Below are 25,925 nucleotides of genomic sequence, written 5' to 3' on the forward strand. Positions count from 1 at the left end.
ATCCGTGCAAGTAGTGCCCTACACCTTCATCCTGCTGACCTGTCTATTCGCGCCGCTGGCATGGGCGGCTGCACCCTCGCCCGCTGTTGGCGAAACCCATGGTGTGGCACATACGCCCAGTGCAGCAGTCCGCGATGCCGGGCACAGCGACCAGGTGCGGTATACCGCGTGGTATCCGGCGCAGCCAGGTGTACAGCAGCAGCCGCTGACGATCGGGCCTCCGGGTGCACCGTTGTTCGTGGCGGGATACTCTGCCGTCGATGCACCCGTTGCGCTGGGCCGCTGGCCAGTAGTGCTGCTGTCACACGGTAACGGCGGCAGTGCCCGAATGATGGGCTGGTTCGGCACAGCCCTGGCGCACGCGGGGTATGTAGTGGTGGCGGTGGACCATCCCGGCAATAACGGTGTGGACGCGATGACCGAAGCCGGAAGCATTCTTACGTGGAACCGGGCCGATGACCTCGCTGCGGCATTGGCTGCGGTGCAGGCCGACCCCGAGCTGGCCCCGCATGTGGATGCGGGCCGGCTGGGGCTGGTGGGCTATTCGGCCGGCGGGTTCACGGCGCTGGTGGCTGCCGGTGCGCGGCCGGACATGTCCCGGTTGGCTGCCTTCTGCAAGGCATCGCCGAAGGATGGGGTTTGCATGCCGCAGGCCGAGAATCCGGAAATGACCCTTGAGCGGCGGATGGCAGCGGTCGCTACGCCGGAGCTGGCACCTTGGGTGGCCAGGTCGGCGGAGGATCGCCGCATTCCCAACGTTCGCGCTGTGTTCCTGATGGCGCCGGCGATTGTGCAGGCGTTCGAGCCCGGTGATCTCGCACAGTTGGAGGTTCCACTGTCGGTGGTTGTGGGCGAAGCCGATGCGATTGCCTCGCCCGCCAGCAACAGCAAGGTCATTGCCGACGCGAATGACAACGCGCGACTTCAGGTACTCCCCTTGGTGGGTCACTACGACTTCCTTGCGGACTGCACGGAACTGGGCCGCGAGCGGGTAAGAGAGCTGTGTGAGGTGAAGGCCGACAAGCAGGCTACGCATCAGGCAGCGATCCAACAGGCCAGGTCGTTGTTTGATTCCGCGCTTCGGTAGGTGCACGTTTGGAGCTTCGTTGGGACCATTAACCGCATTGGGTGCTCGTCATATGTAGCAGTCAGTGTTGCAAATCAAAGTTCCCACAAGGGGTGAGCTTGCATGTCGCCGTTAAAGGACCGTTCTGCGTTCAGTGCCTATCGGCAAAAGGAATCAAAGCGTGCTGGTTGGCGGCGTGTAGCCACTGATCGTGCTGGCCGGATTACTCGGGAACACACCCGCACGCTGGCCGAGCGCATATCTGAGCATGGCCCTGCCGGCGTGTCCGGCACCACTGCGGATCGTTCGCCGGCGCGCCAGCGCATTCACGTGTCAGCCTGCCAGTGCCCGCCTGCCAATGCCCGGCTACGGATGGAACGCTGCGGCCTGCCGATGACGATGGGATGCGGCGCTTCCGACTGCATCCTATGCAAGCCATCCCTCCACGAGCACAGCATATGAAAATCGAGCTTTCCGGCAAGACCGCCATCGTCACCGGCTCCACCGGTGGTATCGGCTTGGCGATCGCGAGCGGGTTGGCCCGGGCCGGCGCGGCCGTGGTTGTCGTGGGCCGTGCCCAGACCAATGTGGACGCAGCCATCGAAACCATCCGCAACGAGACGGGCACGGCCACCAGCATCCGCGGCGTCGCAGCCGACGCCGGCACCGACGCCGGCTGCCAGCTGCTTATCAACGCCGAACCTCAGGCCGACATCCTGATCAACAATCTCGGCATTTACGGCGTCCAGGAATTCTTCGCCATTGACGATGCCGAGTGGGAACGCTTCTACCAGGTCAACGTGCTCAGCGGCGTACGCCTGTCCCGCCACTATGCACGGGGCATGAGCGAGCGCGGCTGGGGCCGGATCCAGTTCGTGTCGAGCGAATCAGCGCTCAATATCCCCACCGAGATGGTGCATTACGGTGTAAGCAAGGCCGCGCTGCAGGGACTGTCGCGAGGTCTGGCAAAAGTGTTGGCCGGCACCGGGGTCACCGTCAACGCCATCCTTCCCGGTCCAACCCGTACCGCCGGCGTCCTCGAGATGATGGCCGGGCTCGCCGCCGAGCGCGGGGTAACCCCGACGGAAATGGAGGCGCTGTTCCTCGCCGAAAACCGGCCATCGAACCTGTTGGGCCGCTTTGCGACGCCGGAAGAAGTCGCCAATCTCAGCGTCTACGCGGCATCGCCACAGGCCAGCGCGACCACTGGCTCGTCGTTGCGCGTCGATGGCGGCACGGTGGAAACCATCGCTTGACCCCAACGGTTTCCAAGCAGCAACAGATCGTCCAGAAACGCAGGCTCGACCGTGGCGCGGTTGAATTCTTGCCCTTCGCCTTGGTCGGTAACGTCTTCGACCGGACCGCCGACGCGTCCACAACGTGTAGCTGGCTTGCCGGGCCTCGACGTAGAGGTCCGGGGCAGGTTCGACCGCGCGGTGGATGCCTCATGCGACTCCCCTGCCCCATATGGCTGCAGGTTTTTTCGCTTTGGCCAGCAGTTGCCTCGAAGCGGCTTTTATCGGCGCGGCGCGCAACGAAAAAAGGCAAAGCCGTCGAGCGGCTCCCCCACGGTGCTGGCATGTTAGGCAAGACTGGTTAAGGAGGAACACCAGCTGGCGGTTTTCTCCAAGAACGCCAATTAGTGGACGATCACGATCACAGATTTGCTCTAGGTTACGGCGCTCTGCGGACACAGCCATGCGGCAGCGGCGGTCAACATGGCCTGCAAACCCGTCTCAAGCGTCGGATGGATCTCTGGCGCGAACTTCGGCGAGTGATTGCTGGGAATCTTGTTGACCGTCTTTTCTTGATGGGCCTTGGCAAACACCGCTGGGTCGGTGCCGCCGACGAACCAGAAGACGTAGGGAACGCCCCAGCTGCGACCGAAGATGCTGAAATCTTCGCTGGCCGATGCGGGGCTGGGTGCCAGCAAGGCGTTATCACCGAACTGCCGCAGAAATGCTTGCGCCACCTTCTGCGTCGCAGCCACATCGTTTTCCGTTAATGGATAGCGGTTGATGGTGGTGAACTCCGGCGGCCGCTCGGCGCCCGAAGCATCGCATTCTGCACAACAGATACGGCGAACCGATTTGAGCATGTGCTCGCGCGTGTCTTCACTGAAAGTACGGATGTTCAGTTTGATGGTGGCGTCGTCTGGAATTATGTTTTCCTTGGTGCCGGCTTGCAGCGAGCCAACCGTGAGTACCGCAGGCTCGGAGGGCGCAATCTCGCGCGAGACAATGGTCTGCAGACGCAGTGTCGCAGCAGCGGCCATGATGACCGGATCGATCGAGGTTTGCGGTTGCGAACCATGCGAGCCGCGCCCGAAGAGCTTGATTTCCAGGCTGTCTCCGGCAGACAGCGTGACGCCGGGACGGTAGCTCACCGTTCCTGCTGCGCCGACCATCACATGCTGGCCCAGGATGATATCCGGCTTCGGAAATCGTCCTTCGCCCCAGTCCCGCACCATGGCGTTGGCACCTTCGGCCGTTTCCTCGCCCGGCTGAAACACGATGAGCAGCGTGCCCTGCCAGGCTGTGCGATTCGCGGACAGAATCCGAGCGGCACCGATCATCCAGGTCACGTGCATATCGTGGCCGCAAGAATGCGCAACACCGACCTCGACATTGTCAGCATCTCGCGCGATGACGGTGCTGGCATAGGGCAGACCGGTGTTTTCGGTCATCGGCAGGGCATCCATGTCCGCGCGCACCATTACCGTCGGGCCAGGGCCGTTCTCCAGCACGCAGACCACACCAGTCACACCGACGTTGCGTGTCACCTCGTAACCAAGCCTCTGCATCGCATCGGCAACAATCTTCGCAGTGCGTACTTCCTGCATCGACAACTCGGGGTGCTGGTGAAGGTCCTTGTACAGCGATTCAAGTTCGATCATCAGGGCGGGGCCGGCAGAGCCGAGAGCTTGGGTGAGCGCATTCATGGCAGCTCCAGAGATTAAGAAGTCAGTTCGTGATACTTCCAACAAAAAGCCTACGACACAGCCCACGCACGGTGGTGTTCAACGAAGAAGTGATCCACTACGTCGCAAAATCTTCCATCTGTAAACCCTGGGACTAACCCACCAAGTCACCGGCTCACGTCGCGTGTCACAGTAGCCATGAACATTGCCTTGGAAATCTGATCGCGATAAAGACATTCTTTGTAGAGCGCAGAGCACGTCTACAACAATCCAGCTCGCCCTATCTCGACTCAACGGCGCTAGCCGGCGAACCGACTTTCTGCGCTGGCACGCGTTCCGGCGACCATTCGCTCAGCGCCAGAAATTCCTTCGCATCCTTCATAGAGATGATTGTCTTAAGTGCTTCGCGCTTGTCATCGGCCTTGGAATAGTAGGCTTTCGCGATTCGGTAGCCGACCCAGTAACCAAGATCACCCGGCTTTGAAGGCGTGGAGTTGTACAACCACTTGGACAGATCGGTCGCGTCCATGTCGGCAATGAACGCCTGCTCGATTTCTGCTTCGCGCCCTGCCACCAGGTCCGCCATGTAGGCGTACGCAACGTCACCGGTGAGAAGCTCGGTCACAAACTCGGCCGAACCTTCGACAAGTGACACCTCCAGCACCGTCGGCGTGGGCTTATCCGTAAGTTCCGGCACCTGCTGGACGTGAACAAACTCATGCACCATCACGCGTACGAACCGATCTTCGATGTTGGGATTGATGAAGGCTGCCGCGCATAGCGCTTCCAAACCAATATTGATCCCATCATTTGGGCCCGCCACCGCTACAGGCCGTCCCCGTCCCACCGAAACAGTGACTGCTGGAAAACTCGCGTCCGAATACAACTCGGAGAAGCGGTTCAAGGCATCCCCGACCCTGGCTTTCACCTGGGGCAGTACCGCTGCACATTGGCGAGCCTGATCGTATATTTCAGGCCGATCGTTAATGGCCTTGGCGATGCGCTCACCGGTGATGTTGCGGATCTTTGAAAAGTGCTTCAATCCGTCCGAACCCTGATCCAGATACTCGCGCTGGAGCTGGTCCGCCGTCGGATGCCCGTCGGCTGCCGCATAGATCCTGTAGAAGCGATCGACGTCATCGGTAACCACTGTTGGCTCAGCGTGAGCCCAAAGTGCGGGCATCAGCAGCGCGCCCAGCGCGATGATCCGTGCTATCTCGCGCACCGATGCGGTGCGGCGGCAGGCGCGTTGATCAGGATCGGCCTGCTGCAGCTGCGCTGGCCACCAGTGGAATCCGTGGATCATTCTTGTTCTCTCCCTCGTGCCTGAATTTGTGGGTGTAGAGGTACCAGCCTCGCTGTCCACATGCAATCGCCCGGCGCGGACCGCTGAAATGCTTGTCCACAAGGGACGGGGCGATATCGACTGTCCAGCAGATACCTCTGCCCGCCTCTCCTCGGTAGCGACTACGGCTTTTGCAGCTGACGCCGACCCGATGGATTTATACAGCTTTACTGTATATTATTTGCACATCCATCCTCGTGTAGAACGGCCATGACGAGCGAAACAAACAAGGAGATCGTGCGGCGCTTCAATCTTGAGGTGATCGAGCGCGGAGATCGCGCGGCCTTTGAGTCGCTGATGGCGACCGATTTCGTGAACCGGACGGCACCTCCCGGCGCGCCGAACGACGCTGAGAGCATGTGGAATACATTTCAGAACGTGTTGCGCCCCGCTCTCTCGCAGATGACGGTCAGCATCCACGATCAGGTCGCCGAGGGTGACAAGGTCACGACCAGGAAAACGATCAGTGGCCTCCATGGCGGGCCTTTGTTCGGGATTTCCGCAACCGGCAAATCCGTCTCCATCGAGGTGATCGACATCGTGCGGATCAGTGATGGAAAGTACAGCGAACATTGGGGAATCAACACCTTGGCCAACGTCCTGGCTGCATTGAAAGCCTGAGCGAAGTCCATCGGCAACCATGATGAAATCCCAGACCAACAAGAAAGCGCCTGCTGAACTCATGGAACTGGCCGAGCACCTGCGGTCCAGCATCGGAAGCTTTGTGCGCGCGGTTCGCGCCGGGACCGATACGCCGACGACAACGCAGTCCGAAACGCTCGCGCTTCTGGACCGCCGCGGCGCCATGAGCACGGCCCAGCTTGCTGCGGCACGAAACGTCAAGCACCAGAGCATGCGCGTGGTAGTCGAGCAGCTGGAAAAAGAAGGGCTGATAACCAAGGCGATCGATCCGCAAGACCGTCGCAGCCAGCTGATTGCACTGACCGGAGAAGGAAAGTCTGTACTCGGCGATGACCGGCAGCTGCGTATGGAATGGATGGCGCAGGCGCTGCGCGATCATGCGACGACTGAGGAGCGGCAGGCACTCGAGACCGCCATTGCCTTGCTGGAGCGGATCACGGCGGTAGCCGCATCGGATGATGCTGGTCAGCGCTGATCCGTCCGACACCTCAGTCGGCGTCGACAAAAATTCGTCCCTAGCGCCCCAAGACCCTGGCTGCCTGCCCTATCTCGGTCCGCTCCCGTCATAGGCTTTCCTCAAAGCCTGCAGCCAGCCCGTGCGAAGCGGCATCGGATTGCATGAGCACTGCCGCACCTGCTCAGGACGCCGGTTCAGCGATCGCGGATACGCTGCCAGCGACCACCCGCCAACCGGCCTCCTGCTGCACCCAGGTACGCACATAACGGAACAGGCCCGAGAACGGCGCGCCCATGAGCGTGCCTGACAGCTGGGCAGTGACAACCGTGACGCAGGTCGTACCGTAAGAGCGCAGCTCCACGGCCTGCCACTCCGCCTGGGACAGTCGCTGTGCGCCGGAGCGGTGCAACGCAAGGTCGTCCACTTTCGTATAGATGCCGCCATCAGGCCCGATGAACAGCAGCGCATCATCAATCAGTACATCCAGCTCGGCCACATCGCTGTGCAGCATGGCAACACGAAGCCGCTCTTCATATTCGCGAATCTGCATGGGCGTCAGTTTTCCAGGTAGTGATTCAACGCCTGAAACGGGCGCAGGCGCAAGGCGGCGTTGGGCTGTCGGATTGATTGAACGGATCGATCATAGGCGGCCCTTGATCGGTCAACAAGCGAACGAAAACCAAACCGAGCGCGGCGCCGTTGTTGCGCGTCTGGGCAACAGCAGCGCAGCTCTACTGTCAGTAAACGGTCCGAACCACACACTGACCACTGGTTGTGTTCCCACGCCACCGCAGTTCACACCGCAAGGCGTGCAGCCCACTCACAGCTGCGACTTGATCGGCAGAATGAACTTCTCGATCAGCTTCTCCTTCAATGGGCGTTGCTGCCACATCGCGTATGTGTATTGCACCGTGGGGCCAAGGTCGGCTTCAAAAACCCTGGTCATGCGTGCTGCGAACGCGGCGTCATAGACATTGAGGCTGGCTTCGTCGTTGAGCTGGAAGCTGCGTACATCAAAGTTGGTGGAGCCCACCGAGGTCATTACGCCGTCCACGATCAGCAGTTTGTTGTGCATCATCGTGGGCTGGTATTCGTAGATCTGCACGCCGGCGAGCAGCAACTCACCCCAGTGGGCCTTCGAGGCCAGACGCACGGTCTCCGAGTCGATGTGCTTGCCGGGCACGGTCACCCGCACCCGCACACCGCGTTGGCGCGCGGTGATCAAGGCCTTGATGATCAGGTCATCGGGCACGAAGTACGCCGCCTGCAGGTCGATGCTGCGCTCTGCAGCTGCAATGGCCATCAGGTACATCAGGTGCATGCTCTCGCTACCGCCGGACGGCGACGCCACGAACATGTGCGCATCCATCTCACCGACCGGCGCTACCTGCGGAAAATAATCCTCCCCGTTGAGCACCTCGCCGGTGGTTTTGATCCAGTTGTCGTTGAAGGCGGCCTGCACCTGGGCCACCACCGGCCCCTCAATCTTGAAGTGCATGTCGCGCCAATGCTCGAAGTCCTGGGCATGCCCGCTCCACTGGTCGGCGACACCCACGCCGCCGGTGAAGCCCACCTTGCCGTCAATCACCAGCAGCTTGCGATGGGTACGATTATTCAGGCGCCCCAGGTTGTACCACTTGAGCGGGCGATACTGATGCACCTCGGCACCGGCGTTGGTGATCTGATCCAACAGGCTGCTGTCCATCTTCAGGCTGCCCACCCAGTCCACCATCACTTTGACTTTCACACCTGCGCGGGCGCGTTCGGCCAAGGCATCCGCAAACTCCTGGCCTATCTGTCCCGACCAGTAGATATAGGTTTCGAAGGTGATGGTCTTCTGCGCCGAGTGGATTGCGTCCAGCATTGCCGGGAAGATCTCATCGCCGTTTTCCAGATCGGTGACGGTATTGCCAGGCACAAGACCCGGCCCGAGCAGCACCCCCATTTCACGGCGGAACTGGGGGCTGTCGGCTGCGTAAAGATGGTCGATCCTACGTTCGAGCTTCTTCTCGGAGGTCTTGAAATTCATCGCCAGCACCGCCACCAGCAGCGTAACCAGCGCGGTGATCACAATCGTCCAGACCATTCGTTTGCGGCTCCAGCGCTTGACCATCGGGGAATAACGCCACTTGGGAAGGCGCCTAGCTAACTGCAGATCCGATAAGTTCCGCGTGAAGCTGACATGGGCAACCGGTGACGGGCCGCTCAGCGGCTACGCCGCGTGGGCCAAGCCGCCATTCCGGCCTTCCACACCATTGGCAAAAAGTGGTCAGCGGCGTCCTTCGGGATTGCAGGCTGAAGGCCCTTTATCGATCTGATTGGACTGGCGCAACTTGTCTTCCTGCTTTTTCTGGTCGGCCTGCTCGTGCAGATCCTGCTCGCGCGCGGCGTCGGTCTTGGGCATGCCGTCGGCACGCGCGTCGTCTTTCTGCGGGGCTGGCTTCTGTGGGCTGTTCATATGCGCACCTTGATTGGCGAGGATAGGCAGTGTGGCCAGCGCTGTGTTCGGATGGTGTGCTTATGCCGTCAAGACAGTGCGGCGAATCGCCTTGAAGCGAGGGAATGTCGAGTGAAGCCAACGATTGGCGTTGATCGCGCTGCTGCTGCGTTGTTCATTCCTTGTCATCCCAGCGCGACAGATCCTGCTTGAGCGTGTCGATACCCGCCCAAGGGTCTTTCCTGCGCCGCCTCAGCTTCGCGGGAACCTCCTTGATGGTGAAGGCGTCTGCCCGGTGCAGCTTGGGCAGATCGGCCCACGCCAAGGGCAGCGCCACCGGTGCGCCAGGACGGCTGCGCATCGAATACGACGCCACCGCGGTAGCGCCGCGGCCATTGCGCAGGTAATCGACGAAGATGCGACGGGTGCGGCGGCTCTTGGTTGCCGTGGCCAGGAAGCGGTCGGGTTCGGACTGCGCCAGCGCATCGGCGAAGCCACGTGCGAAACGCCTGGTCAGGTCCCAGTCGCAGCCCGGCGACAGTGGCACCACCACGTGCAGGCCTTTGCCGCCGGACACGCGCAGGAACGACTGCAGTTCCATGCCTGCCAGCAACCTGCGGATATCCGTGGCCGCGCGTTTCACTTCGGCGAAGGGCACATCAGGGCCGGGGTCCAGGTCGAATACCACTCTGTCCGCCACATCGGGCGTGTCGGCTCTCGCACCCCACGGATGGAATTCCAGGGTGTTGAACTGGACCAGCTCCATCAACCCGGCCAGATCATCGACCACCAGATAGTCAGCCAGTGCGCCGGACTCCTCCTTCAGGGTGACGGTGGATACCCGTTCCAGACCGGCGGTCATGTGCTTCTGGAAAAAACACGGCCGTTCGATGCCGGCCGGGCAGCGGATGACCGACAAGGGGCGGCCAACGATCTCCGGCAGCAGATGGTCGGACACCGCCAGGTAGTAGTCCCAGACATCCTGCTTGCTGATCCGATCGGCGGGAAACAGCAGCTTGGTCGGGCTGGAGAGCACCGGCAGCGCATCATTGGACGCACGCGATGCGGGCTTGCCACGTTTGGCCGCGGCAGCCTTCTGTTTCGGCGTGCCACTCTGGTCGCTGTCTCCAAGATCGCCCACGTCCTTGTCCAGGCGCAACGCCTTGAGCGAAGGTTGCCGCAGCAGGGCTTGGCCACCTTTGCCGCGGTAGAACACTTCGACCACGAAACGCGGAGCAAACCACTTCGCCGTGCGCAGGTCGGTTTCAGTGGTACCGACATGAGCGGTTGGTTTGCTGCCGCCACCACGCAATTTGGGGGCCAGCTGGCGGATCATCGCCGCATCGAAACCGGTACCCACCCTGCCGGCGTAGCGCCAACCATGGGTGGGGTCCGGTTTGGCCAACAGCAACGCGCCAAAACCGGTGCGTGCACCCTTGGGGGCGGTATACCCCACTACCGCGAACTCATCCGACGCCAGTTGTTTGGTCTTGCGCCAGTCCTCGCTGCGACCTGGGCGGTAAGCGCGATCCGCCCGTTTGGATATCACGCCTTCGAAGTGCTGCTCCGCTGCGAGACGGAAAGCCGCCTCTCCGTCTGCTTCCACATGTGAGCTGAAGGCGAGGTGCGGCGGCGCACCCTTCAATAGTTCCTGCAGCAGCGCCTTGCGCTCAAGCAGCGGTGCATTGGTAACCTCGATCCCGTCAAGATGCAATACATCGAACAACACCAGAGTGAGCTGCCCCTGCCGCTCGCCTGAAAGCGTGGCCTGCAGCAGGTTGAAATCCTCCTTGGTTCCGCTGCCGGCGATGAGCTCGCCATCCAGCGCAGCCGACTCCAGCCGCAATCCTTCCAATGCGACGCGGATGTCCGGGAGCTTGTCGGTCCATTCCAGTGCGTTGCGCGACCACAGACGCACATTGCCATCGCTGATGGTGACCAGGATGCGGTAACCGTCCCATTTGATCTCATGCAGCCATTGCGCACCAAGCGGTGGCGCCTGACCCAGCGTTGCCAACTGTGGCTTGAAGGGCCCTGCCGGCACCCTGCCCTTGCGGGCTTTGGTCAGCGACAGCGCACGCTTGGCCCAATCCTTGCGTCGGCCGGGCTTTGCCGACTTCACCGGCACGGCGGCCAGCCGCTTCTTTACCCGCTTGCCGCTGCCGGCACGTTGCTTGTCGCTGTCGGGCGCAGGCGCCACATCGGCCAGCAGGTCATCGGCCTCCAGCGCGCTGGCATAGGCGTCGCGGTCCTTGAACAGCAACCATTGCGGCTGCCGCGCTGGTTTGCCCGAGCGCACCAGATGCCAGCCCCCTTTCAACTTGTCGCCGAACAATTCGAACCGCAGATGGCCTTTGGCCAGTTGTGCCTGCGGGTCACCTTCGGTGGCCCACACGCCGTGGTCGAACTGCGCCACATGCCCGCCGCCGTACTGGCCCTTTGGAATCTCTCCTTCGAAATCCGCATAGTCGACCGGGTGATCTTCCACCTCGACCGCCATCCGCTTCACCGAGGGATCGTAACTGGGCCCTTTGGGCACCGCCCAGCTCTTCAGCGTGTCGCCCACCTGCAGGCGGAAATCGTAGTGGCGACGGCTCGCGTGATGCAGCTGGACGACGAAGATCGCGCGTTTACCCTTCGGCACCGGTTTGCCGGGCTCGGGTTCGCGCGTCTGGTCGAAGCGGCGTTTGCGGCGGTAATCGACAAGGCTCATGCCCGCTCCTGTTCCCGCATGGCAGCGGCAACGCTTGCACGCGACCGTCCTGTACTCATTCCCAGCGCGGTCCGCAACTGAACCCCGCAATCCCCATCAAGGCCGATGTGGTCACTGGCGATTGGCTCTGGCCTGCTGTTGCCCTCACTCATGGACGGCTCCTGCTGGTGCCCGGCCCAAACCGGTGCGTGGCGGCTGCGACCGTCAATCTACGCACGGGATGTCAACATCAGGTCGAGGAGCGGCTATTTCGGCGTGAAAACGGCGCGGTGTTCCGGCGTTTCGCCGGTGGCCTGCTGCTATCGCCCGGGCCATACAGGGGCTGGCAGTTGGGGCAGAAGAACGCACGCCGGCGCGTGGTTCCAGGGTAACGCTTGCTGACCGGGCCAGAGCACTCGGGGCAGACCTTGCGTGTATGGATCTTCCAGTGCTTGCGTAGCGTGAATGCACGCTTCCATTCGAGAAAATCGAAGCTGTAAGCGCGCGCCTGGGCGATCATCTGGCCGAGCTTGCGTGGCGGCAACGCCCCGATGGTCGATTCCGGATGCACGCCGATGCGGAACAACACTTCGTTCTTGATGATGTTGCCCACTCCGGAGAAAACACTCTGGTCCAGAAGCGCGTCACACACCAGCGTGTCCGGCATGGCCTTGAGCTTCTTCCGTGCCAGTCGCGGGTCCCAGTCCTCACTCATCACATCGGCACGCCAGTCGTATACCTCGTCCAGCGGTTGCTCGATCAGCTTGACCGAACAGGTGTAGAAATTGAGTTAGCCATTGTCGAATGTCAGGGATACCCGGGCCGGCGCATCCTTGCGCTTGTCGATACGCCAGCTGCCGAACATCATCAGATGGATACGCAGACTTGCACGGCTGAACTCAAGCAGAAAATGCTTTCCCCAGCTACGCACGGCCTTGACCCGGCGTCCTCGCAGTACCGACAGATCCACGCTTGTATTGCCGGACACCGCACGCACGGTATGGCCCTTGAAGCGTGCGGCCGCTTCGCGCAACAGAACGATGGAAGGGCCCTCAGGCATCGGACCCGACCCCAAGCAACGCCTGCAGTTTCAATGCATCGCCAACCGCGTGGCCATGCGCGGTATTGTCGAACACGATCCAACTGCGGGAGCCGCCTGCATGGTCCAGCCGTTCGACAAGTTGCTGCAGGTCCTGGTCCTGGTATTGGCTGTAATACACCCGCGGGCGGCCATGCCACCGCCAGTAGTTCCAGTCCGTGGTGCCACCCGGCATGCCGCCATCGGCTGCCCGGGCGGGATCGGCGGCTACCCGCGCAACCCCGTGGCTGCGCAGCATCGCCTCTGCAGCCGGGGTGAACCAGCTGGGGTGACGCGGCTCGCACGCCAGCGGGCAGTCGCTGCGCCTGCGCAGCACGCGGAAAAAGTTCGCCGCCACCCGGCCGTCGTAGACCAGGCTCGGAGGAAGCTGCAACAGCAGCACGCCCAACTTGTCCTCCAGGCAGTGCACCCCGTCGAGGAACGCATCCAGCAGGCCGCCGGCGCTATGCAAGGCGGCATCGTGTGAGATGGCGCGCGGAATCTTCACCGAGAAGCGGAATTCGTCGGGCACCGAGGCCGCCCAACGGGCGTAGGTCTTGGCCTGGTGGGGACGGTAGAAGGACGAATTGATCTCCACCATGGAGAACCGGCTTGCATAGCGTTCCAGCGCACTTGCGCCGGCATCGAAATGGGCTGCCTGCCGCGCGGGCAGTGACCAGCCAGCGCAACCTATTCGGAGCCGGGCAAGCTTGGAGGTGGACGTTGCGACCTTCATTGGCGGAAGCCTCCCGCGTCAACCGTGGGTAGCCGGTGAAATCCTGTCCGGGCCATGTGATGAGCAACGCCTGCGGCTGCGGGCGTGCTCGCCGCACCGTGGATGGATGGCTGCCCGGACGCCGCGATTTGCGCTACGGTATCCGTACATTGCGACAACGCCGCAGGGGGCTCGGCAGCGCAGCATGAACGCTCCATCAAGATCAGGCACACCCTGCCGATATCCTGACGCGGCGTGCAAAGGCCGGGAGCTGCATCACGGTACCTGCCGTGCTGTTTCACTACTTTCTACGGCTGTCCATTGCAGGCCGCTTCGTTGCTTCCCCAAGACACCAGATACCACCGCCCATCCCATACACAGGAGCCGAACGGGCACGTGACTTCCATCCAGCCAGCGACCGAACACACTGCGTCAGGGTTGCCCGCTCGCCGCGCGGGCCTGCCTCCGCTTGTATGGGCAATAGCCGGCCTGCTATTCGGCCTGGCCTGCACGACGGTCCTGGCCTACCGCGAATGGACGGACCTGCAGCAACAGGCCGCCAACGCACGTGCCGTCCTCGCTGATACGGGAATGGTGCAGCTGCAGGTGCCACTGCAACGCGCCGCCTCCATCCTGCGCGCGATGCAGACGCTGTTCCTGGCCAACGACCGGATGGATCAGACCAGCTTCACGCAGTATTACGGCCGGCTTTACGACGGCACCGGTGCTTATACCTCGATGGCCTTTGCACGGCGCGCCGAGGTGGACCGGCCGCAGACGGAAAATGCCGCTTACCGCTACGAATTCGTCTCGCCTTACCAGAGCAATACCAGCCTGCTGGGTTTCGACATGGTCAGCCAGCCGGCCAACCTTGCGGCCTTGCTGCAGGCGCGGGACACGGACACCGCGACCCTTTCCGCCCCGTTCGCGCTGCGCCAGAGCGCACAGGCGGGACAGAATCCATTGGGGGTCACGCTGCGCTTGCCGGTCTACTCCACCGGCCCCACCCCCACCTCACCCAGCGAGCGTCGCGCGCGCGAAATCGGCGCCCTGGCCATGGGCATCCGTTTGCAGCCCCTGATAGAAAGCGCATTGAAGCCACCTGTCCTGCAGGGTTTTCGCGTGCGCATACGTGATGCGGATGACCTGTCCCAGCCCTTCTACGACTCGGGCACGGTTGCTGCAGCCGGTCTGCCTGCGCAGCGGCGCCAGCTCGATTTCGGTGGAAGACGTTGGCAGATCGAAATGCTGCCACGTCCGCAGCCGCAGGATCTGGGCAGGCTGCACACCATCGTCATCGGTGGCAGCATCACCAGCCTGTTGCTGTCGGCCCTGCTGTGGTCGTTGGCGATGACCCGGCGAAAAGCGCTGGCGTTGGGCGCGCAGATGAGTGCCCGTTACCGCGAGAGCGAGCTGCGTTTCCGCGCCCTCAACGAACTGCTGCCGGCGCTGGTATTGCTGGCCGACGCCCGCGACTGGAAAATCGTCTATGCCAACCAGGCCGCGCGGCAGCGCCTTGGTGAACTCACCGGCCTGCAGCTGTCCTCGCTTTTCCTTGACCAGCAGTTGCAGGCACGTACGCGCGACGCGGCGGACATCCGCAGTGGCTGGAACCGGCTCGAGGCCGAATTGCGAGGCGCGGATGGCGCCAGTTTCTGGGCGAACGCGTCCATCGCCGAGGTGGAGGTAGATGGTGCGCCGCACCTGCTGATGGTTGCCACCGACAACTCCGAACAGCGCGAGTTGACCGATCGGCTGAGTTACCAGGCCGCGCACGATGCGCTCACCGGCCTGTACAACCGCCGTGAGTTCGAGCGTCGCGTGGAAGAGCTGCTGGGGGACCGCGGCGCACGCGCGGCCACCGGTTTCTGGACATTACTGTACATCGACCTTGACCAGTTCAAGCTGATCAACGATGTGTCAGGGCACATGGCAGGCGATCAGCTGCTCGAGCAGCTGGCCGTGGCCATGCGCCAGCAGCTGCGCAACGGCGATGTGCTCGCCCGCCTGGGTGGGGATGAATTCGGCCTGCTGACCTTCCACACCGCTCCCGAAGGGCCGCTGGAACTGGCCGAGCGGCTGCGCGCCTGCATCGAAACGCTGATGTTCAGCTGGCAGGGGCGCAGCTACAAGATCAGCTGCAGCATCGGCATGGTGCTCATTGACCAGCAGGTGCCCACCCTCAAGGATCTGCTGGCCTGGGCCGACACCGCCTGCTATCTGGCCAAGGAAAACGGGCGCAATCGGGTACACGTCTACCGCGAGGACGACGAGACCACCCGCCGCCAGGGCGAAATGGAATGGGTCAACCGGCTGCGCTGGGCGATGGAACAGGATCGCCTGCTGCTGGACTACCAGGAAATCATCTCGCTCACCGGCGAGGACACCGCCACCAATATCGAACTGCTGCTGCGCCTGCGCGATGAGGACGGCAGCATCGTGCTGCCCGGCGCGTTCCTGCCCGCCGCCGAGCGTTATGGGCTGATGCCGGCCATCGACCGTTGGGTGATCCACAAAGCTCTGGCGAACTTCCACCAACTGCACCCCACCGCGCGTGTACTGGGCACCTGCGCGATCAATCTGTCAGGTGCAAGCATCGAGGACGAAGGCCTGGCCGATTTCATTCTCGATTGCATAAGCGCGCATGGCGTGCCACCGCAGATGCTGTGCTTCGAGATCACCGAGACCGTCGCGGTGCGCAACCTGCTGAAGGTCGTGAGCATCGTGGAACGCCTGCGGCGCGTGGGCTGCAATATCGCCCTTGATGATTTCGGTGCCGGCATGTCGTCCTTCGGCTACCTCAAGAATCTCCCGTTGGACCTGATCAAGATCGACCGCAGCTTCATCCGCGATCTGGATACCGACCCGATCAGCCATACCATCATCAGTGCCATCGCCAAGATCGGCCATCAGCGCGGCCTCAAGGTGGTTGCGGAAGGTGTCAGCAACGACCATCTGCGTGAAGCAGCGCGCTCACTCGGCGTGGATTATGCGCAGGGTTTCGGCCTGCATCGGCCGGAGCGGGTACTGTTCCAGCGTTAGTTGGGTTTGTACTGTTCGCAACTGGACGCCCATGGAATCTTGCAGTGCACGCATCCTCACTGCACCTACCCGGGGCAGTGCCGTAAGCTGCGCGAACCGTCGCAACTGGGAGGTGCTTCAACGTGGCGTTCGACAGCAAAGGCCTGCAGGTTCTGGCGCGCGATTTCTATCGCCGTCACCCTGCCCTCGTCGCCCCGGAACTGCTCAACAAACTGCTGCTGCGCAGTGACGGCCGCTGCGCACGCATTGTGGAAGTGGAAGCCTACGCGGGCAGCGAAGATCCTGCCGCGCACTCCTTTCGCGGGCAGACTGCGCGCAATGCCACCATGTTCGGGCCGCCCGGCCACCTGTATGTCTACTTCACCTATGGCATGCACTGGGGCAGCAATGCGGTCTGCGGTGAGGTGGGTGAAGGCGTGGGTGTGTTGCTGCGGGCGGCCGAGCCCCTGCAGAATCTGCAGCGCATGTACGAAGCGCGCAGCGCGGCAAAGCGCCCCGTCGACCTGGCCAGTGGCCCGGGGAAGTTGTCACAGGCCTTTGGTCTTAACCGGGACTTCGACGGCGCGGACCTGGTGCTGGGTGACCGCGGCATCGTCATTGCCTGCGACGGCACCGCTCCACCCGCCAAACCGGTCATCGGCCCGCGGGTGGGAATAAGCAAGGCGGTTGACACCCCGTGGCGCTGGAGTGTTCCAGGGAATCCCTGCGTGTCGAAGACGCCAGCTCCCGCAAGAAGGAAGTAGATCGACTTTCTCTGAACGGCGGCGCTGCGGGGCGGTTGTGCCATGCATTCGCACGGTCCTGCACTGTGAAGACCACTGCGCTTCCTGCATGCACTCCGGGACGGCCGCTTAACCCTGTGCGTATCAGGATGGCAGCACACCCGAACGGAACCCGTCGCGATGAACAGCACCCGGCACCCCGAACTGCACCGGCACACGCAAGTGCTTCCGCGAAAGACGGCTTGGTTGTGCATTGCCCTGGGTGCAGCGCTGGCATCCGTGATCCAGGCCATCTGATCCGGAGCGAAAAATGGGATTCGATGCGCAGATACTCCCCGACGAGCAATGGATGCGCCTGCAGGCGACTTACAAGCGGCATGGCAGCGGGCCCGAGTTCTGGGAAACCTATCGCGACATAGTGGAGGCAGCCGCACATCACGGTGATGGTGCTGCCGTTGCCAATGAGCTGGCCAGGTTCGCGCGGCAACTGGGCGTCACCGAAACCGCGCTGTTCGTCTGAGGCAGCGCATGGACAAGCAACTATTGACCGAAGGCATCGGCTGGGCAGCGTCGGCCATCCTGCTGGCCACGCTGATCCGTCAGATCGTCAAGCAGGCCAAGACCGAACACCCGGAGGCGATTTCAACCTGGCTGTTCATTGGGCAAGCAGCAGCTTCCACGTTGTTTGTGATCTATTCGATCCTGGTAGGCAATACGGTGTTCATTGTCACCAATAGTTGCCTGCTGCTCACTGCGCTGGTTGGCCAATGGTTGTCGCGGCGTTAGCGCAGGCATGTTTCAACCGCAAGCTGTGTTGCTGGTCATCGCACCGAAAGTGGTTGCAGCATCTACGCAGCGTTGCGCCGAGCCGACAGGCATGAAACGAGTGATGTTCGAGCTGCTTGGCTGTCAGATTGCCACCCAGCTTCGTCCAACGCCTGCAACGAAAGCGGCGTCGGGGAAACACGCGCCAATCGCAGTCGCGCCTCGGCGCCTGGCATCGACAGAGGCGGCGTGCGTGGCCGCTGCAAGCAACCACGCACGCCCCAAGGGCTTGTCCAACTACGGTCAATCGCCCGGTTCAGACACCCGGGATCACAGATAGTCCTTGCGGGCCTTCTCGGCACGCGCCGCGCCGATTGCGGTCTCCACATCCTTCTGCTCCTCCGGGGGCGGCAGAACCGCTGGGATGCCCAGGCTCTGCAGCCAAAGCTCGCGGGCCCAGCCGGCGGTGTGGTATAGGTGATGATCTTCCTGTTGTTCAACCGCCTCGTACGCCTGCTTGAGCACCTTGGCCGACGCGCCGCCCTGCTCGGCAACCTTGCCGATCAACTCCCAGTTCTGGTGATCCTTGGTTTCGGCCAGCACCACACATTCAGCGGCGACCAGCTCAGCGGCGGCTGGCGTGTCGTTCTTGATCGCCATTTCGATGGCCGCCACCAACGACTTGCCGTGGTGCGCAACCACCTGCCTGCCAGGGCTGGCCATCTCGGTGTCAAGACCGAGCTGCTCGAACACGCGGGTGAGTATCTCTTCATGGCCGCGGGTTTCTTCCAGATAACCCTGCCATTCTTCGCGCAGATCATCGTTCTGCACTGCCTTCAGCGCAGCGGTATAGATCTTCTGGCCGCCGCGTTCTGTTTCCAGCGCCTGCAGCAGCAATTCGGTTACCTGTGCGCCATCTGTCTTTCGGGCCATGGAAGCTCTCCTAGTGGTGATGAAAGTGTGGTGTAACGGCGGTAGCGATAACGAGGCGTGACAAGCCGTGAATGATCTGCAGCCCTCCAGCACCGTGTTGCACGAATCGGGCTGCGCATGTCCCGCTGCCGTGGGTAAAACTGAGCGGATTCATTGTTGGAGCAAGCACACGACATGAACACGCCCGAATCCGGAATGGAGGCACATTCAACCGCGTTCCAATCCCGCCGCGGGTTATCGCAGCCCATGCAGGGCCTGGCCGGACCGGCCAGACCCTGCCAACGCCGCTATTTCTGCGGCTGCATCAACAGTTCACGTTCCGGATTGCGATGCGCGGCCATCGCTTTCACGAACGATTTCAGGGTGGGTCCATCGAGCGTCGCACTCTGCAGCAGCAACGGGTCCTTGGCCAGATGATCGACACCGGCAGCCTTGAATACCTGCCTGCCCTCACCCACGAACAACAAGGGCTTGCCATGCCGGTACGCATCCCGGACGTGCTCAAGTGCCCTCACGTCCGCCGACAAGGTCGCCGCTGCGGGTTTGCCGGACAACACCGCCAATGCATCGAACAGGATGCCCGGCTCGTTCTCCAGCGAGGCATCCGCGTCGAAGTAGCCGCCTTCCTCCGCGATGATCTCGCCCACGTGCGGGCCCACCAGGCGCACCACGGCGCCCTCGGCAACAAGCCCCTTGATAAGCGCGTCCACCTCCGCTTTGCGGCTGCCTGCGGCGACCAGCAGCGCGATCCTGCGGCTGCGTATGCCCAGTTCGCCGGGCCGCGCCATCAACGACAGGGCCGGCGATTTCTTCACCTCGGCCTTCAGCTTGCCCTTGAATGCACGCGGCATGGCTTTGGGCAATGGCATGCCCAGGCCGGCAGCAACCGTTTCCGCCAGATCATCGGACACATTGCGCAGCATCGACACCACCCGCTGACGAATGGCAGGCACGGTTACCTTGCTCAGCTCGAAACGGAAACCATCGGCGATGTGCCGCTGCTCGGCCGGGGTCTGGCTGTTGTAGAACAACGTCGCCTGGGCGAAGTGTTCGGCGAACTTCTCGGGCTTTGCCCTGACCTCGTCGCCCGCCGGTGGCTCGGCAAACGAGGTGAAGCCCGCACCGCCCGCCTGGAACGGGCAACCGCCCCCCAGCGAGTTCGGCTCATACGACACCCTGCCCCTGTGCACTGCCTGCCGATGCATGCCGTCGCGCTGGTTGTTGTGCACGCTGACAACGGGCGCGTTGATCGGCAGTTCGTGGAAATTGGGGCCGCCCAACCGGCTGATCTGCGTATCCACATAGGAATGGATGCGGCCGGCCAGCAGCGGATCGTTGCTGAAATCGATACCGGGAATGACGTGCGCCGTACAGAATGCGACCTGCTCGGTCTCGGCGAAGAAATTGTCCGGGTTACGGTTCAGCACCATGCGGCCAACGGGCTGGACCGGGATCAGTTCCTCGGGGATGAGTTTGGTCGCATCAAGCACGTCAAAACTGAAACGTTCGGCCTGTTCCTCGCTGAACACCTGGATGCCAAGCTCGTACTCCGGGTACTCGCCGGCTTCGATCGCCTCCCACAGGTCGCGGCGATGGAAGTCAGGATCGGCGCCGGAAATCTTCACCGCCTCATCCCAGACCAGTGAATGCGTACCGAGCTTGGGCGTCCAGTGGAACTTGCAGAAAACCGACCGACCTTGCGCGTTGACCAGTCGGAAAGTGTGCACCCCGAAGCCCTGCATCATGCGATAGCTGCGCGGAATGGCACGGTCTGACATCTGCCAGAGCAGCATGTGGGTGGACTCGGGCATCAGCGACACGAAATCCCAGAAGGTATCGTGGGCGGACGCCGCCTGCGGCATCGCATGATGCGGCTCGGGCTTGACCGCATGCACCAGATCCGGGAATTTCATCGCGTCCTGGATGAAGAACACCGGCATGTTGTTGCCGACCAGGTCCCAGTTGCCTTCGTCCGTGTAGAACTTCACCGCAAACCCGCGTACATCGCGGGCCGTGTCCTTGGAACCACGCTCGCCGGCCACGGTCGAGAACCGTACAAACACCGGGGTGATCTTGCCTGCCTGCTGGAACGGCGCGGCCCGGGTGAGCTTGGAGAGATTCGCGTAGGCCTCGAAATAACCATGCGCGCCCGAGCCGCGCGCATGCACGATGCGCTCGGGAATGCGTTCGTGATCGAAGTGGGTGATCTTTTCGCGGAGTATGAAATCCTTCAACAACGCAGGCCCGCGCAGGCCTGCCTTCAGGCTGTTCTGGTTGTCGGCGACAGGCACGCCCTGATTGGTGGTCAGCTGCTGCGCCATCGCATCGTTGCGCACCCGCGACAACGGCCCGGTAGTGGCATCCTGGCCGGGTGCGGCGGCCAGGCCGGTCTTGTCCGTGGCGTTGGACTCGCTGGTGGTGCTGCCGCCCACCGCCGTCGAAGGCGCTGACGGGTGTTCACCTTCAGGCGGCATCGTGGCGCCCTCGCGGCCATGTTCGGCGGCCTTCTGGCGGTTGTATGGCCGCTCCGCCGCCCACGCATTCAGCTGCGCCGCGACGCGATCCTCGTCGCGCAGCGGGGCGCGCGAACCGGTGTCTGCCGGGCCGCTGTCCGACCGAGCGGCTGATGCTTCGGCAGGTGCGCGAGTTGCGGGTTTGCGTTTGCTTGCCATGGTGGACATCCGTTGCAGAGGAAATTGCAACCATAGTCAGCGCAGGTAAAACAGGTGTGATCCGACGCGCGTGCTGGCTCACGGTGAGTTGACTGCCCACGCCGCTGCGTCCCCTCATGAACAGATGAACCGGCCGCCAGGCGAATTCAGCGGTGTGGGGCGATCATGTAAGCGCCTTGAGCGAACATTGCCCGGTCAAACTTCACCTCAGACCACCCAGCGCTTTCCGGATGGCGCGCACCCACGGCGATCCGGCCGTACGCTGTAACGCGGATGCTGCAGACGGGCACCCTGTCTGCACAGTGCTTCGCGCGATGGCCCATTGGGTTCAGTGCAGGCGGGATTGCCGCCAAGCCGTGCGAGCCAACCAAGCCTCCGCTTGCTTTCTCACCCGGCTTTTCTTTTCAGAATGCCGCATCTCCTTGGCAATCAATGCGGCATTTTCTGCGTTGCTACTTGAAAGCACTGCCCATCACAGCCATGAAGAAGGTTTGCAGGCAGACAGGCACCAATAATGAAACAACGAGACGTGGTATTTCCGCCAGAGCGCAGGGCTTTGTACGAGCGGAACCGGTACTCGCCCGCGGTCCGTTCGAATGGTTTTCTTTTCATCTCCGGCCAGGTGGGGAGCCGTGAAGACGGGACGCCGGGACCCGATATCGAAAAGCAGATACGGCTGGCCTTCGACAACCTGACCGATGTGCTGGCTGCAGCGGGCTGCACGTTTGACCACGTCGTGGACGTAACCCTGTATGTCGTCGACCCGGAGAAGAATCTCGATGCCTTGTGGAAGGTGCTGCCGGACTATTGGGGAGAAGCTCCCTACCCCGCCCTGACTGGCGTGGGCGTCAGCTGGCTTTCCGGGTTTCAGTTTGAAATCAAGGTGACGGCCGAGCTGCCGAGCGCAATGGACAGTTGATCCCGGCGCGCCGGGTAGCCAGGGCAGCTGCAACCGCCATGGCCACCCGGCAATACCTCGAAGCCCATCACTTACCCGGCCAGACCAAGGTCGAGGCAGGCACGCCGATAGCGGCACTCAGGTGTCGGCGCCGTCCCATGCAAACTCGAACGCCAGCGCAAGCTGCTCGCCCGGCGCCAAGCGGTGCGGTGCAAGCGTGAAGGCATCAGGCGGGCCGGTCTGCGGCTCCACGCAGGTCGCATGCGCGGCGCCGTCGTAGACCACCCAGTGGTCGCTGTCGGCACGCAACCGCAGACGTTGGCCGGCACGCACCAATGTGGTTTCGCCCTGGGCGACGAAACAGTCGTCCCATGGCCCTGGCGTGGGCTTGCCCACGGGCAGCGTGGCGATGCCATCTTCGTCCCGCGGATACATGGCATCGGGGCTGAACAGCAGCTGCTCGGGTTTGCGGAACCACGGATGCCAGCCGAGCACGGCCGGCATCGCCTGGTCGCCAGCCTCTACCGAGAGCTGCAGATGCAGGCGGTTGTCGTGCACCTGTATGGCTTGCCTGGTGCTGCCACCAAATGGCCAGTGAGCGTCCTGCGGCAGGCGCAGTGACAGTGTTGCGGTTGCCGCATCGATGCTCTCGATGTGCCAAGGCCGCGAGAAGCCGACGCCGTGGATTGCGTGCGCACCGAAGTTGGCCGGCAACATATGCGACTTGCCGTCGAAATCGAAGCGCCCGCGGCGGATTCGCCCGGCCCAGGGCACCATCGGGTAGCAGCCCCAGGCGATGGTTGCCGGCGGCACGTCGTTTTCGCCGATCAACCAGTCCACCCCGTCGTAGCGGAGCTGGGCAATGCGCCCACCGGCCTCGGGCGCGAGCGCGACCTCCAGCTTGCCTGCGCGCAGCCAATACAGCTGGCCGGCCGGCATTGGCGCCAGCGCGTCATCGATGGGTGACAGGGTTTCAGGCGCCATAGGGATCGATGGTTCGTATGCTGCCGTCCGTTTCCATGTGCAGCGGCGTGCACTTGGCCGAGCGCAGGTGGGTGACGCCGCCAGACATCAGGGCATCGTGATAGAACAGGTACCACTGGCCCTCGAACATGCAGATGGAATGATGCGTGGTCCAGCCGACTACCGGCTTGAGAATCACCCCGGCATAGGTGAACGGACCGTACGGGCTGTCGCCGATGGCGTAGCACAGCAGGTGCGTATTGCCGGTGGAGTACGACAGGTAATAGCGGCCCTGGTGCTTGTGCAGCCACGGGCCTTCAAAGAAGCGCCGCGCATGATCGCTGGCACGCAAAGGCTGCCCGTGCTCATCCAGGATCATGACCTCCCGCGTGGGCTCGGCCAGTTCGGTCATTCCCGTGTCCAGCCGGGCGACACGCGGGCCGAGTGCGGGCGCATCACCCCCCGGCTCCTCGTGCGCGGGGTCATAGCGGTTGTCGCGGTACTTCTGCATCTGGCCACCCCAGATGCCGCCAAAATAAAGGTAATGCGTACCGTCGCCGTCCTCGTACACGGCCGGGTCGATGGAGTACGTTCCTTCCATCGGCTCCGGTTCGGCGCTGAACGGCCCTTCCGGGTGGTCCGATGCCGCCACACCGATGCGGAACAGGCCCTGCCCGTCCTTGGCCGGGAAATACAGGTAATAGCGCCCGTCGCGGCAGGCCGCATCCGGCGCCCACATCTGCTGCGCCGCCCACGGCACATCGCGCACATGCAGCGCGACACCGCAATCGGTGGCCTCGGCTTGCGGGTTATCCATCCGCAGCACGTGGTAGTCCTGCATGCCGAAGTGGCCACCCTCATCGTCGAACGGCGCGCCGGCGTCGATATCGTGTGAGGGGTAGATGTACAGGCGCCCGTCGAATACATGCGCCGATGGATCGGCCGTGTAGATGTGGGTGACCAGGGGCTTGGAGATGGCGTGTTCGGCCAACTGTGCGAGATCAGTTGCGCTGGCCGGGGTATCCGGATCGAAGGATATGTCGTTCATGCTCATGGTCTTGGCGTTACACCGTTGCGTCTGCCGCGCGACGGCGCAGCTGGAGATCTTGTTCGATACGTGTTTCCACGCGCTTGTCGATTTCGTAGATGAACAGCAATGCCACTGCGACCAGGAAGGGAATGGAGCAGTACACGCTGACCGTCATACGGATGCCATCAACCACGGCATCGGGTTGCTGCGCTGCGCCGGCCTGGTAACCGTAATGAGCGAGGATGCCGGCGACCAGGGCGCCGCCGACGCTGAGCCCGATCTTCAAGCCGCACAGCATTGCCGAGAAGATGATGGCGGTGGCGCGACGGTTGTTCTTCCATTCCGAATAGTCGGCAACGTCGGCGATCATCGCCCACAGCAACGGGATGGTGATGCCGTAGCAGAACCCGTGCAGCATGAAGGAGCCGAATGCCACCGCCACCGCAGTCGGCGGAAACAGATAGAACACCAGCAGGAACAAGGTGGAAACAAACAGCGCGCCCCCAAACACATCGCGCTTGCCGAAGCGGTCGGCCAGGCGGCGCGACACGCCGATACCCAGGATCATGCAGATGATGCCGCAGGCGTTGAACAGGCTGAAGGCTGACGTTGCCGGGTCCTCCGGCCAGGTAAAGCCAGATAGTCCCGCGCTGGCCAGTGCCGAATTCAGTGCGCCGATGAAGCCGTTGAAACCTGAGTTTTTGAGAAACGCCGCGAGCGCCGGCTCGCTCATGTAGTACTGGAAATAGTAGATGTAGGTGCCGCCCTTCAATGCCAGGTTGATGAAGACCAGCACGGTCAGCGCCAGCATCACCTGCCACGGACGGTTGTGCGCCAGGTCCGACAGATCCTGCAGCACACCGCCGGTCTGCGCCTCGCTTGGCACGATGCGCTCGCGCGTGGTGGCAAAGGTGATCAGGAAAAACACGGTGCCGACCACAGCGAACACCGTCATCACCCGCTCGAAGCCCTGCACCCGGTCACCGTCGCCAAGGATCAGCACCAGTGGCATCAGCAGCACCTGGATGATGAACTGCGCGATCATTACCGCCACGAAGCGGTAGGCCGACAGGCTGTTGCGCTGGGCCATGCTGCCGGTCAGCACGCCGCTGAGCGCGGAGTACGGCAGGTTGTTGGCCGCGTACACGCACATCAGCAGGCTGTAGGTGACCAGCGCGTAGATGACCTTGCCGCGTTCGCCGAGATCCGGCGTGCTGAAGGCCAGCAGCGAAAGCACGCCGAAGGGTACCGCCGTCCACAGTATCCACGGCCGGAACCTGCCCCAGCGTGTGGCCGTGCGGTCGGCGGCAATGCCGATCAGGGGCGTGAACACGAATGCCCCCAACAACCCCACCACGAAGATGATGGTGGCGGCCGTCGACGCCGGCAGCCGGTACACATCCGTGTAGAAGAACGCCAGGTAGGTGATCAGGGTCTGGAAGATCAGGTTCGCCGCGAGGTCGCCGAGGCTGTAACCCAGCTTCTCGCGGACCGACAACGTGTGCTCAGTGCTTGCCATGCAGCGTGTGTCCTGGACGTGGTTTTTGA

The 25,925-nt window shown here is 62.6% G+C and carries 21 protein-coding genes and 1 pseudogene; 9 read left to right on the forward strand and 13 right to left on the reverse strand.

The genetic code is table 11. From position 1 onward, the window contains the following. The first annotated feature begins 4 nt into the window (after positions 1-4). Complete coding sequence (locus tag BCV67_RS00385; RefSeq protein ID WP_062165867.1) at positions 5-1,087, forward strand: alpha/beta hydrolase family protein; 1,083 nt, start codon at positions 5-7, stop codon at positions 1,085-1,087. 437 nt (positions 1,088-1,524) lie between these two features. After that, positions 1,525-2,322 (forward strand): SDR family NAD(P)-dependent oxidoreductase, encoded by a 798-nt coding sequence (locus BCV67_RS00390; protein WP_062165869.1) that lies wholly within the window; start codon positions 1,525-1,527, stop codon positions 2,320-2,322. Positions 2,323-2,735: 413 nt separating this feature from the next. Here the strand turns inward: BCV67_RS00390 and BCV67_RS00395 are convergent, their stop codons facing one another. Then, a complete protein-coding gene (locus tag BCV67_RS00395) occupies positions 2,736-4,007 on the reverse strand; it encodes a M20 family metallopeptidase (protein ID WP_062165871.1) in 1,272 nt (423 codons plus the stop codon). Positions 4,008-4,266: 259 nt separating this feature from the next. Continuing rightward, complete coding sequence (locus BCV67_RS00400; protein WP_082746435.1) at positions 4,267-5,292, reverse strand: DUF2268 domain-containing putative Zn-dependent protease; 1,026 nt, start codon at positions 5,290-5,292, stop codon at positions 4,267-4,269. 249 nt (positions 5,293-5,541) lie between these two features. On the opposite strand from BCV67_RS00400, the gene BCV67_RS00405 reads away from it, so the two are divergent. Together BCV67_RS00405 and BCV67_RS00410 are read left to right on the forward strand one after the other, a co-directional pair. Further along, a complete protein-coding gene (locus BCV67_RS00405) occupies positions 5,542-5,952 on the forward strand; it encodes an ester cyclase (RefSeq protein ID WP_062165873.1) in 411 nt (136 codons plus the stop codon). 22 nt (positions 5,953-5,974) lie between these two features. Next, positions 5,975-6,448 carry a MarR family winged helix-turn-helix transcriptional regulator gene (locus tag BCV67_RS00410; RefSeq protein ID WP_197430050.1) on the forward strand — a complete coding sequence of 158 codons (474 nt, stop codon included), beginning with the start codon at positions 5,975-5,977 and terminating at the stop codon, positions 6,446-6,448. Between the two features lie 163 nt (positions 6,449-6,611). Here the strand turns inward: BCV67_RS00410 and BCV67_RS00415 are convergent, their stop codons facing one another. The 6 genes and pseudogenes from BCV67_RS00415 to BCV67_RS00440 form a co-directional block, all read right to left on the reverse strand. Then, positions 6,612-6,980: a nuclear transport factor 2 family protein gene (locus tag BCV67_RS00415; RefSeq protein WP_062165877.1), complete on the reverse strand. Its 369-nt coding sequence runs from the start codon at positions 6,978-6,980 to the stop codon at positions 6,612-6,614. A gap of 270 nt (positions 6,981-7,250) precedes the next feature. Continuing rightward, complete coding sequence (gene cls / locus BCV67_RS00420) at positions 7,251-8,516, reverse strand: cardiolipin synthase (RefSeq protein WP_062171283.1); 1,266 nt, start codon at positions 8,514-8,516, stop codon at positions 7,251-7,253. 183 nt (positions 8,517-8,699) lie between these two features. Then, positions 8,700-8,888 (reverse strand): hypothetical protein, encoded by a 189-nt coding sequence (locus BCV67_RS00425; protein WP_062165880.1) that lies wholly within the window; start codon positions 8,886-8,888, stop codon positions 8,700-8,702. Positions 8,889-9,042: 154 nt separating this feature from the next. Next, positions 9,043-11,580, reverse strand: coding sequence for a DNA ligase D (gene ligD, locus BCV67_RS00430; protein WP_062165881.1), 2,538 nt, complete (start codon positions 11,578-11,580; stop codon positions 9,043-9,045). A gap of 229 nt (positions 11,581-11,809) precedes the next feature. After that, positions 11,810-12,619, reverse strand: a pseudogene (locus BCV67_RS00435) (DNA-formamidopyrimidine glycosylase family protein). Continuing rightward, positions 12,612-13,373 carry a DUF72 domain-containing protein gene (locus BCV67_RS00440; protein ID WP_062165883.1) on the reverse strand — a complete coding sequence of 254 codons (762 nt, stop codon included), beginning with the start codon at positions 13,371-13,373 and terminating at the stop codon, positions 12,612-12,614. Before BCV67_RS00440 ends, BCV67_RS00435 begins: the two are co-directional and overlap by 8 nt. Positions 13,374-13,748: 375 nt before the next feature. Between BCV67_RS00440 and BCV67_RS00445 the strand changes: the two genes are divergently transcribed. From BCV67_RS00445 to BCV67_RS00460, 4 genes are all read left to right on the forward strand, one after another. After that, the gene (locus BCV67_RS00445) at positions 13,749-16,394 is read left to right on the forward strand and encodes a bifunctional diguanylate cyclase/phosphodiesterase (RefSeq protein WP_082746436.1); all 2,646 of its coding nucleotides are present in this window, start codon (positions 13,749-13,751) and stop codon (positions 16,392-16,394) included. A 122-nt stretch (positions 16,395-16,516) separates the two neighbouring features. Then, entirely contained in the window at positions 16,517-17,137 is a 621-nt protein-coding gene (locus BCV67_RS00450; RefSeq protein WP_062165887.1) for a DNA-3-methyladenine glycosylase, read from the forward strand. Between the two features lie 289 nt (positions 17,138-17,426). Continuing rightward, positions 17,427-17,636, forward strand: a complete 210-nt coding sequence (locus tag BCV67_RS00455; RefSeq protein ID WP_062165889.1) for a hypothetical protein — start codon at positions 17,427-17,429, stop codon at positions 17,634-17,636. A gap of 8 nt (positions 17,637-17,644) precedes the next feature. Continuing rightward, on the forward strand, positions 17,645-17,902 hold the full coding sequence (locus BCV67_RS00460) for a PQ-loop domain-containing transporter (protein ID WP_062165892.1): 258 nt from the start codon (positions 17,645-17,647) through the stop codon (positions 17,900-17,902). Between the two features lie 309 nt (positions 17,903-18,211). Here the strand turns inward: BCV67_RS00460 and BCV67_RS00465 are convergent, their stop codons facing one another. Then, a complete protein-coding gene (locus tag BCV67_RS00465) occupies positions 18,212-18,814 on the reverse strand; it encodes a hypothetical protein (protein ID WP_062165893.1) in 603 nt (200 codons plus the stop codon). 287 nt (positions 18,815-19,101) lie between these two features. Further along, a complete protein-coding gene (locus BCV67_RS00470) occupies positions 19,102-21,135 on the reverse strand; it encodes a catalase (protein WP_231732524.1) in 2,034 nt (677 codons plus the stop codon). 865 nt (positions 21,136-22,000) lie between these two features. Between BCV67_RS00470 and BCV67_RS00475 the strand changes: the two genes are divergently transcribed. Continuing rightward, positions 22,001-22,405 carry a RidA family protein gene (locus tag BCV67_RS00475; protein WP_062165895.1) on the forward strand — a complete coding sequence of 135 codons (405 nt, stop codon included), beginning with the start codon at positions 22,001-22,003 and terminating at the stop codon, positions 22,403-22,405. A 117-nt stretch (positions 22,406-22,522) separates the two neighbouring features. Here BCV67_RS00475 and BCV67_RS00480 read toward each other — a convergent pair whose 3' ends face one another. Genes BCV67_RS00480 through BCV67_RS00490 form a run of 3 tightly spaced genes read right to left on the reverse strand, consistent with a single transcriptional unit; the run spans position 22,523 to position 25,896 of the window. Continuing rightward, a complete protein-coding gene (locus BCV67_RS00480; protein ID WP_062165905.1) occupies positions 22,523-23,368 on the reverse strand; it encodes an aldose epimerase in 846 nt (281 codons plus the stop codon). Continuing rightward, complete coding sequence (locus BCV67_RS00485) at positions 23,358-24,395, reverse strand: glycoside hydrolase family 43 protein (protein ID WP_062165907.1); 1,038 nt, start codon at positions 24,393-24,395, stop codon at positions 23,358-23,360. The genes BCV67_RS00480 and BCV67_RS00485 overlap by 11 nt, the downstream gene beginning before the upstream one ends. 16 nt (positions 24,396-24,411) lie before the next feature. After that, entirely contained in the window at positions 24,412-25,896 is a 1,485-nt protein-coding gene (locus tag BCV67_RS00490; protein ID WP_062165909.1) for an MFS transporter, read from the reverse strand. Positions 25,897-25,925 lie beyond the last annotated feature (29 nt).

The organism is Stenotrophomonas nitritireducens (assembly GCF_001700965.1).
Classification (GTDB): Bacteria; Pseudomonadota; Gammaproteobacteria; order Xanthomonadales; family Xanthomonadaceae; genus Stenotrophomonas; species Stenotrophomonas nitritireducens_A.

What these genes read in the sequence shown, in the direction of transcription:
- BCV67_RS00390 (WP_062165869.1), top strand. Translation starts at nt 1,525, where the DNA reads ATGAAAATCGAGCTTTCCGGCAAGACCGCCATCGTCACCGGCTCCACC.
- BCV67_RS00395 (WP_062165871.1), bottom strand. Translation starts at nt 4,007, where the DNA reads ATGAATGCGCTCACCCAAGCTCTCGGCTCTGCCGGCCCCGCCCTGATG.
- BCV67_RS00400 (WP_082746435.1), bottom strand. Translation starts at nt 5,292, where the DNA reads ATGATCCACGGATTCCACTGGTGGCCAGCGCAGCTGCAGCAGGCCGAT.
- BCV67_RS00405 (WP_062165873.1), top strand. Translation starts at nt 5,542, where the DNA reads ATGACGAGCGAAACAAACAAGGAGATCGTGCGGCGCTTCAATCTTGAG.
- BCV67_RS00410 (WP_197430050.1), top strand. Translation starts at nt 5,975, where the DNA reads ATGAAATCCCAGACCAACAAGAAAGCGCCTGCTGAACTCATGGAACTG.
- BCV67_RS00415 (WP_062165877.1), bottom strand. Translation starts at nt 6,980, where the DNA reads ATGCAGATTCGCGAATATGAAGAGCGGCTTCGTGTTGCCATGCTGCAC.
- cls (WP_062171283.1), bottom strand. Translation starts at nt 8,516, where the DNA reads ATGGTCTGGACGATTGTGATCACCGCGCTGGTTACGCTGCTGGTGGCG.
- BCV67_RS00425 (WP_062165880.1), bottom strand. Translation starts at nt 8,888, where the DNA reads ATGAACAGCCCACAGAAGCCAGCCCCGCAGAAAGACGACGCGCGTGCC.
- ligD (WP_062165881.1), bottom strand. Translation starts at nt 11,580, where the DNA reads ATGAGCCTTGTCGATTACCGCCGCAAACGCCGCTTCGACCAGACGCGC.
- BCV67_RS00440 (WP_062165883.1), bottom strand. Translation starts at nt 13,373, where the DNA reads ATGAAGGTCGCAACGTCCACCTCCAAGCTTGCCCGGCTCCGAATAGGT.
- BCV67_RS00455 (WP_062165889.1), top strand. Translation starts at nt 17,427, where the DNA reads ATGGGATTCGATGCGCAGATACTCCCCGACGAGCAATGGATGCGCCTG.
- BCV67_RS00460 (WP_062165892.1), top strand. Translation starts at nt 17,645, where the DNA reads ATGGACAAGCAACTATTGACCGAAGGCATCGGCTGGGCAGCGTCGGCC.
- BCV67_RS00465 (WP_062165893.1), bottom strand. Translation starts at nt 18,814, where the DNA reads ATGGCCCGAAAGACAGATGGCGCACAGGTAACCGAATTGCTGCTGCAG.
- BCV67_RS00470 (WP_231732524.1), bottom strand. Translation starts at nt 21,135, where the DNA reads ATGGCGCAGCAGCTGACCACCAATCAGGGCGTGCCTGTCGCCGACAAC.
- BCV67_RS00475 (WP_062165895.1), top strand. Translation starts at nt 22,001, where the DNA reads ATGAAACAACGAGACGTGGTATTTCCGCCAGAGCGCAGGGCTTTGTAC.
- BCV67_RS00480 (WP_062165905.1), bottom strand. Translation starts at nt 23,368, where the DNA reads ATGGCGCCTGAAACCCTGTCACCCATCGATGACGCGCTGGCGCCAATG.
- BCV67_RS00485 (WP_062165907.1), bottom strand. Translation starts at nt 24,395, where the DNA reads ATGAACGACATATCCTTCGATCCGGATACCCCGGCCAGCGCAACTGAT.
- BCV67_RS00490 (WP_062165909.1), bottom strand. Translation starts at nt 25,896, where the DNA reads ATGGCAAGCACTGAGCACACGTTGTCGGTCCGCGAGAAGCTGGGTTAC.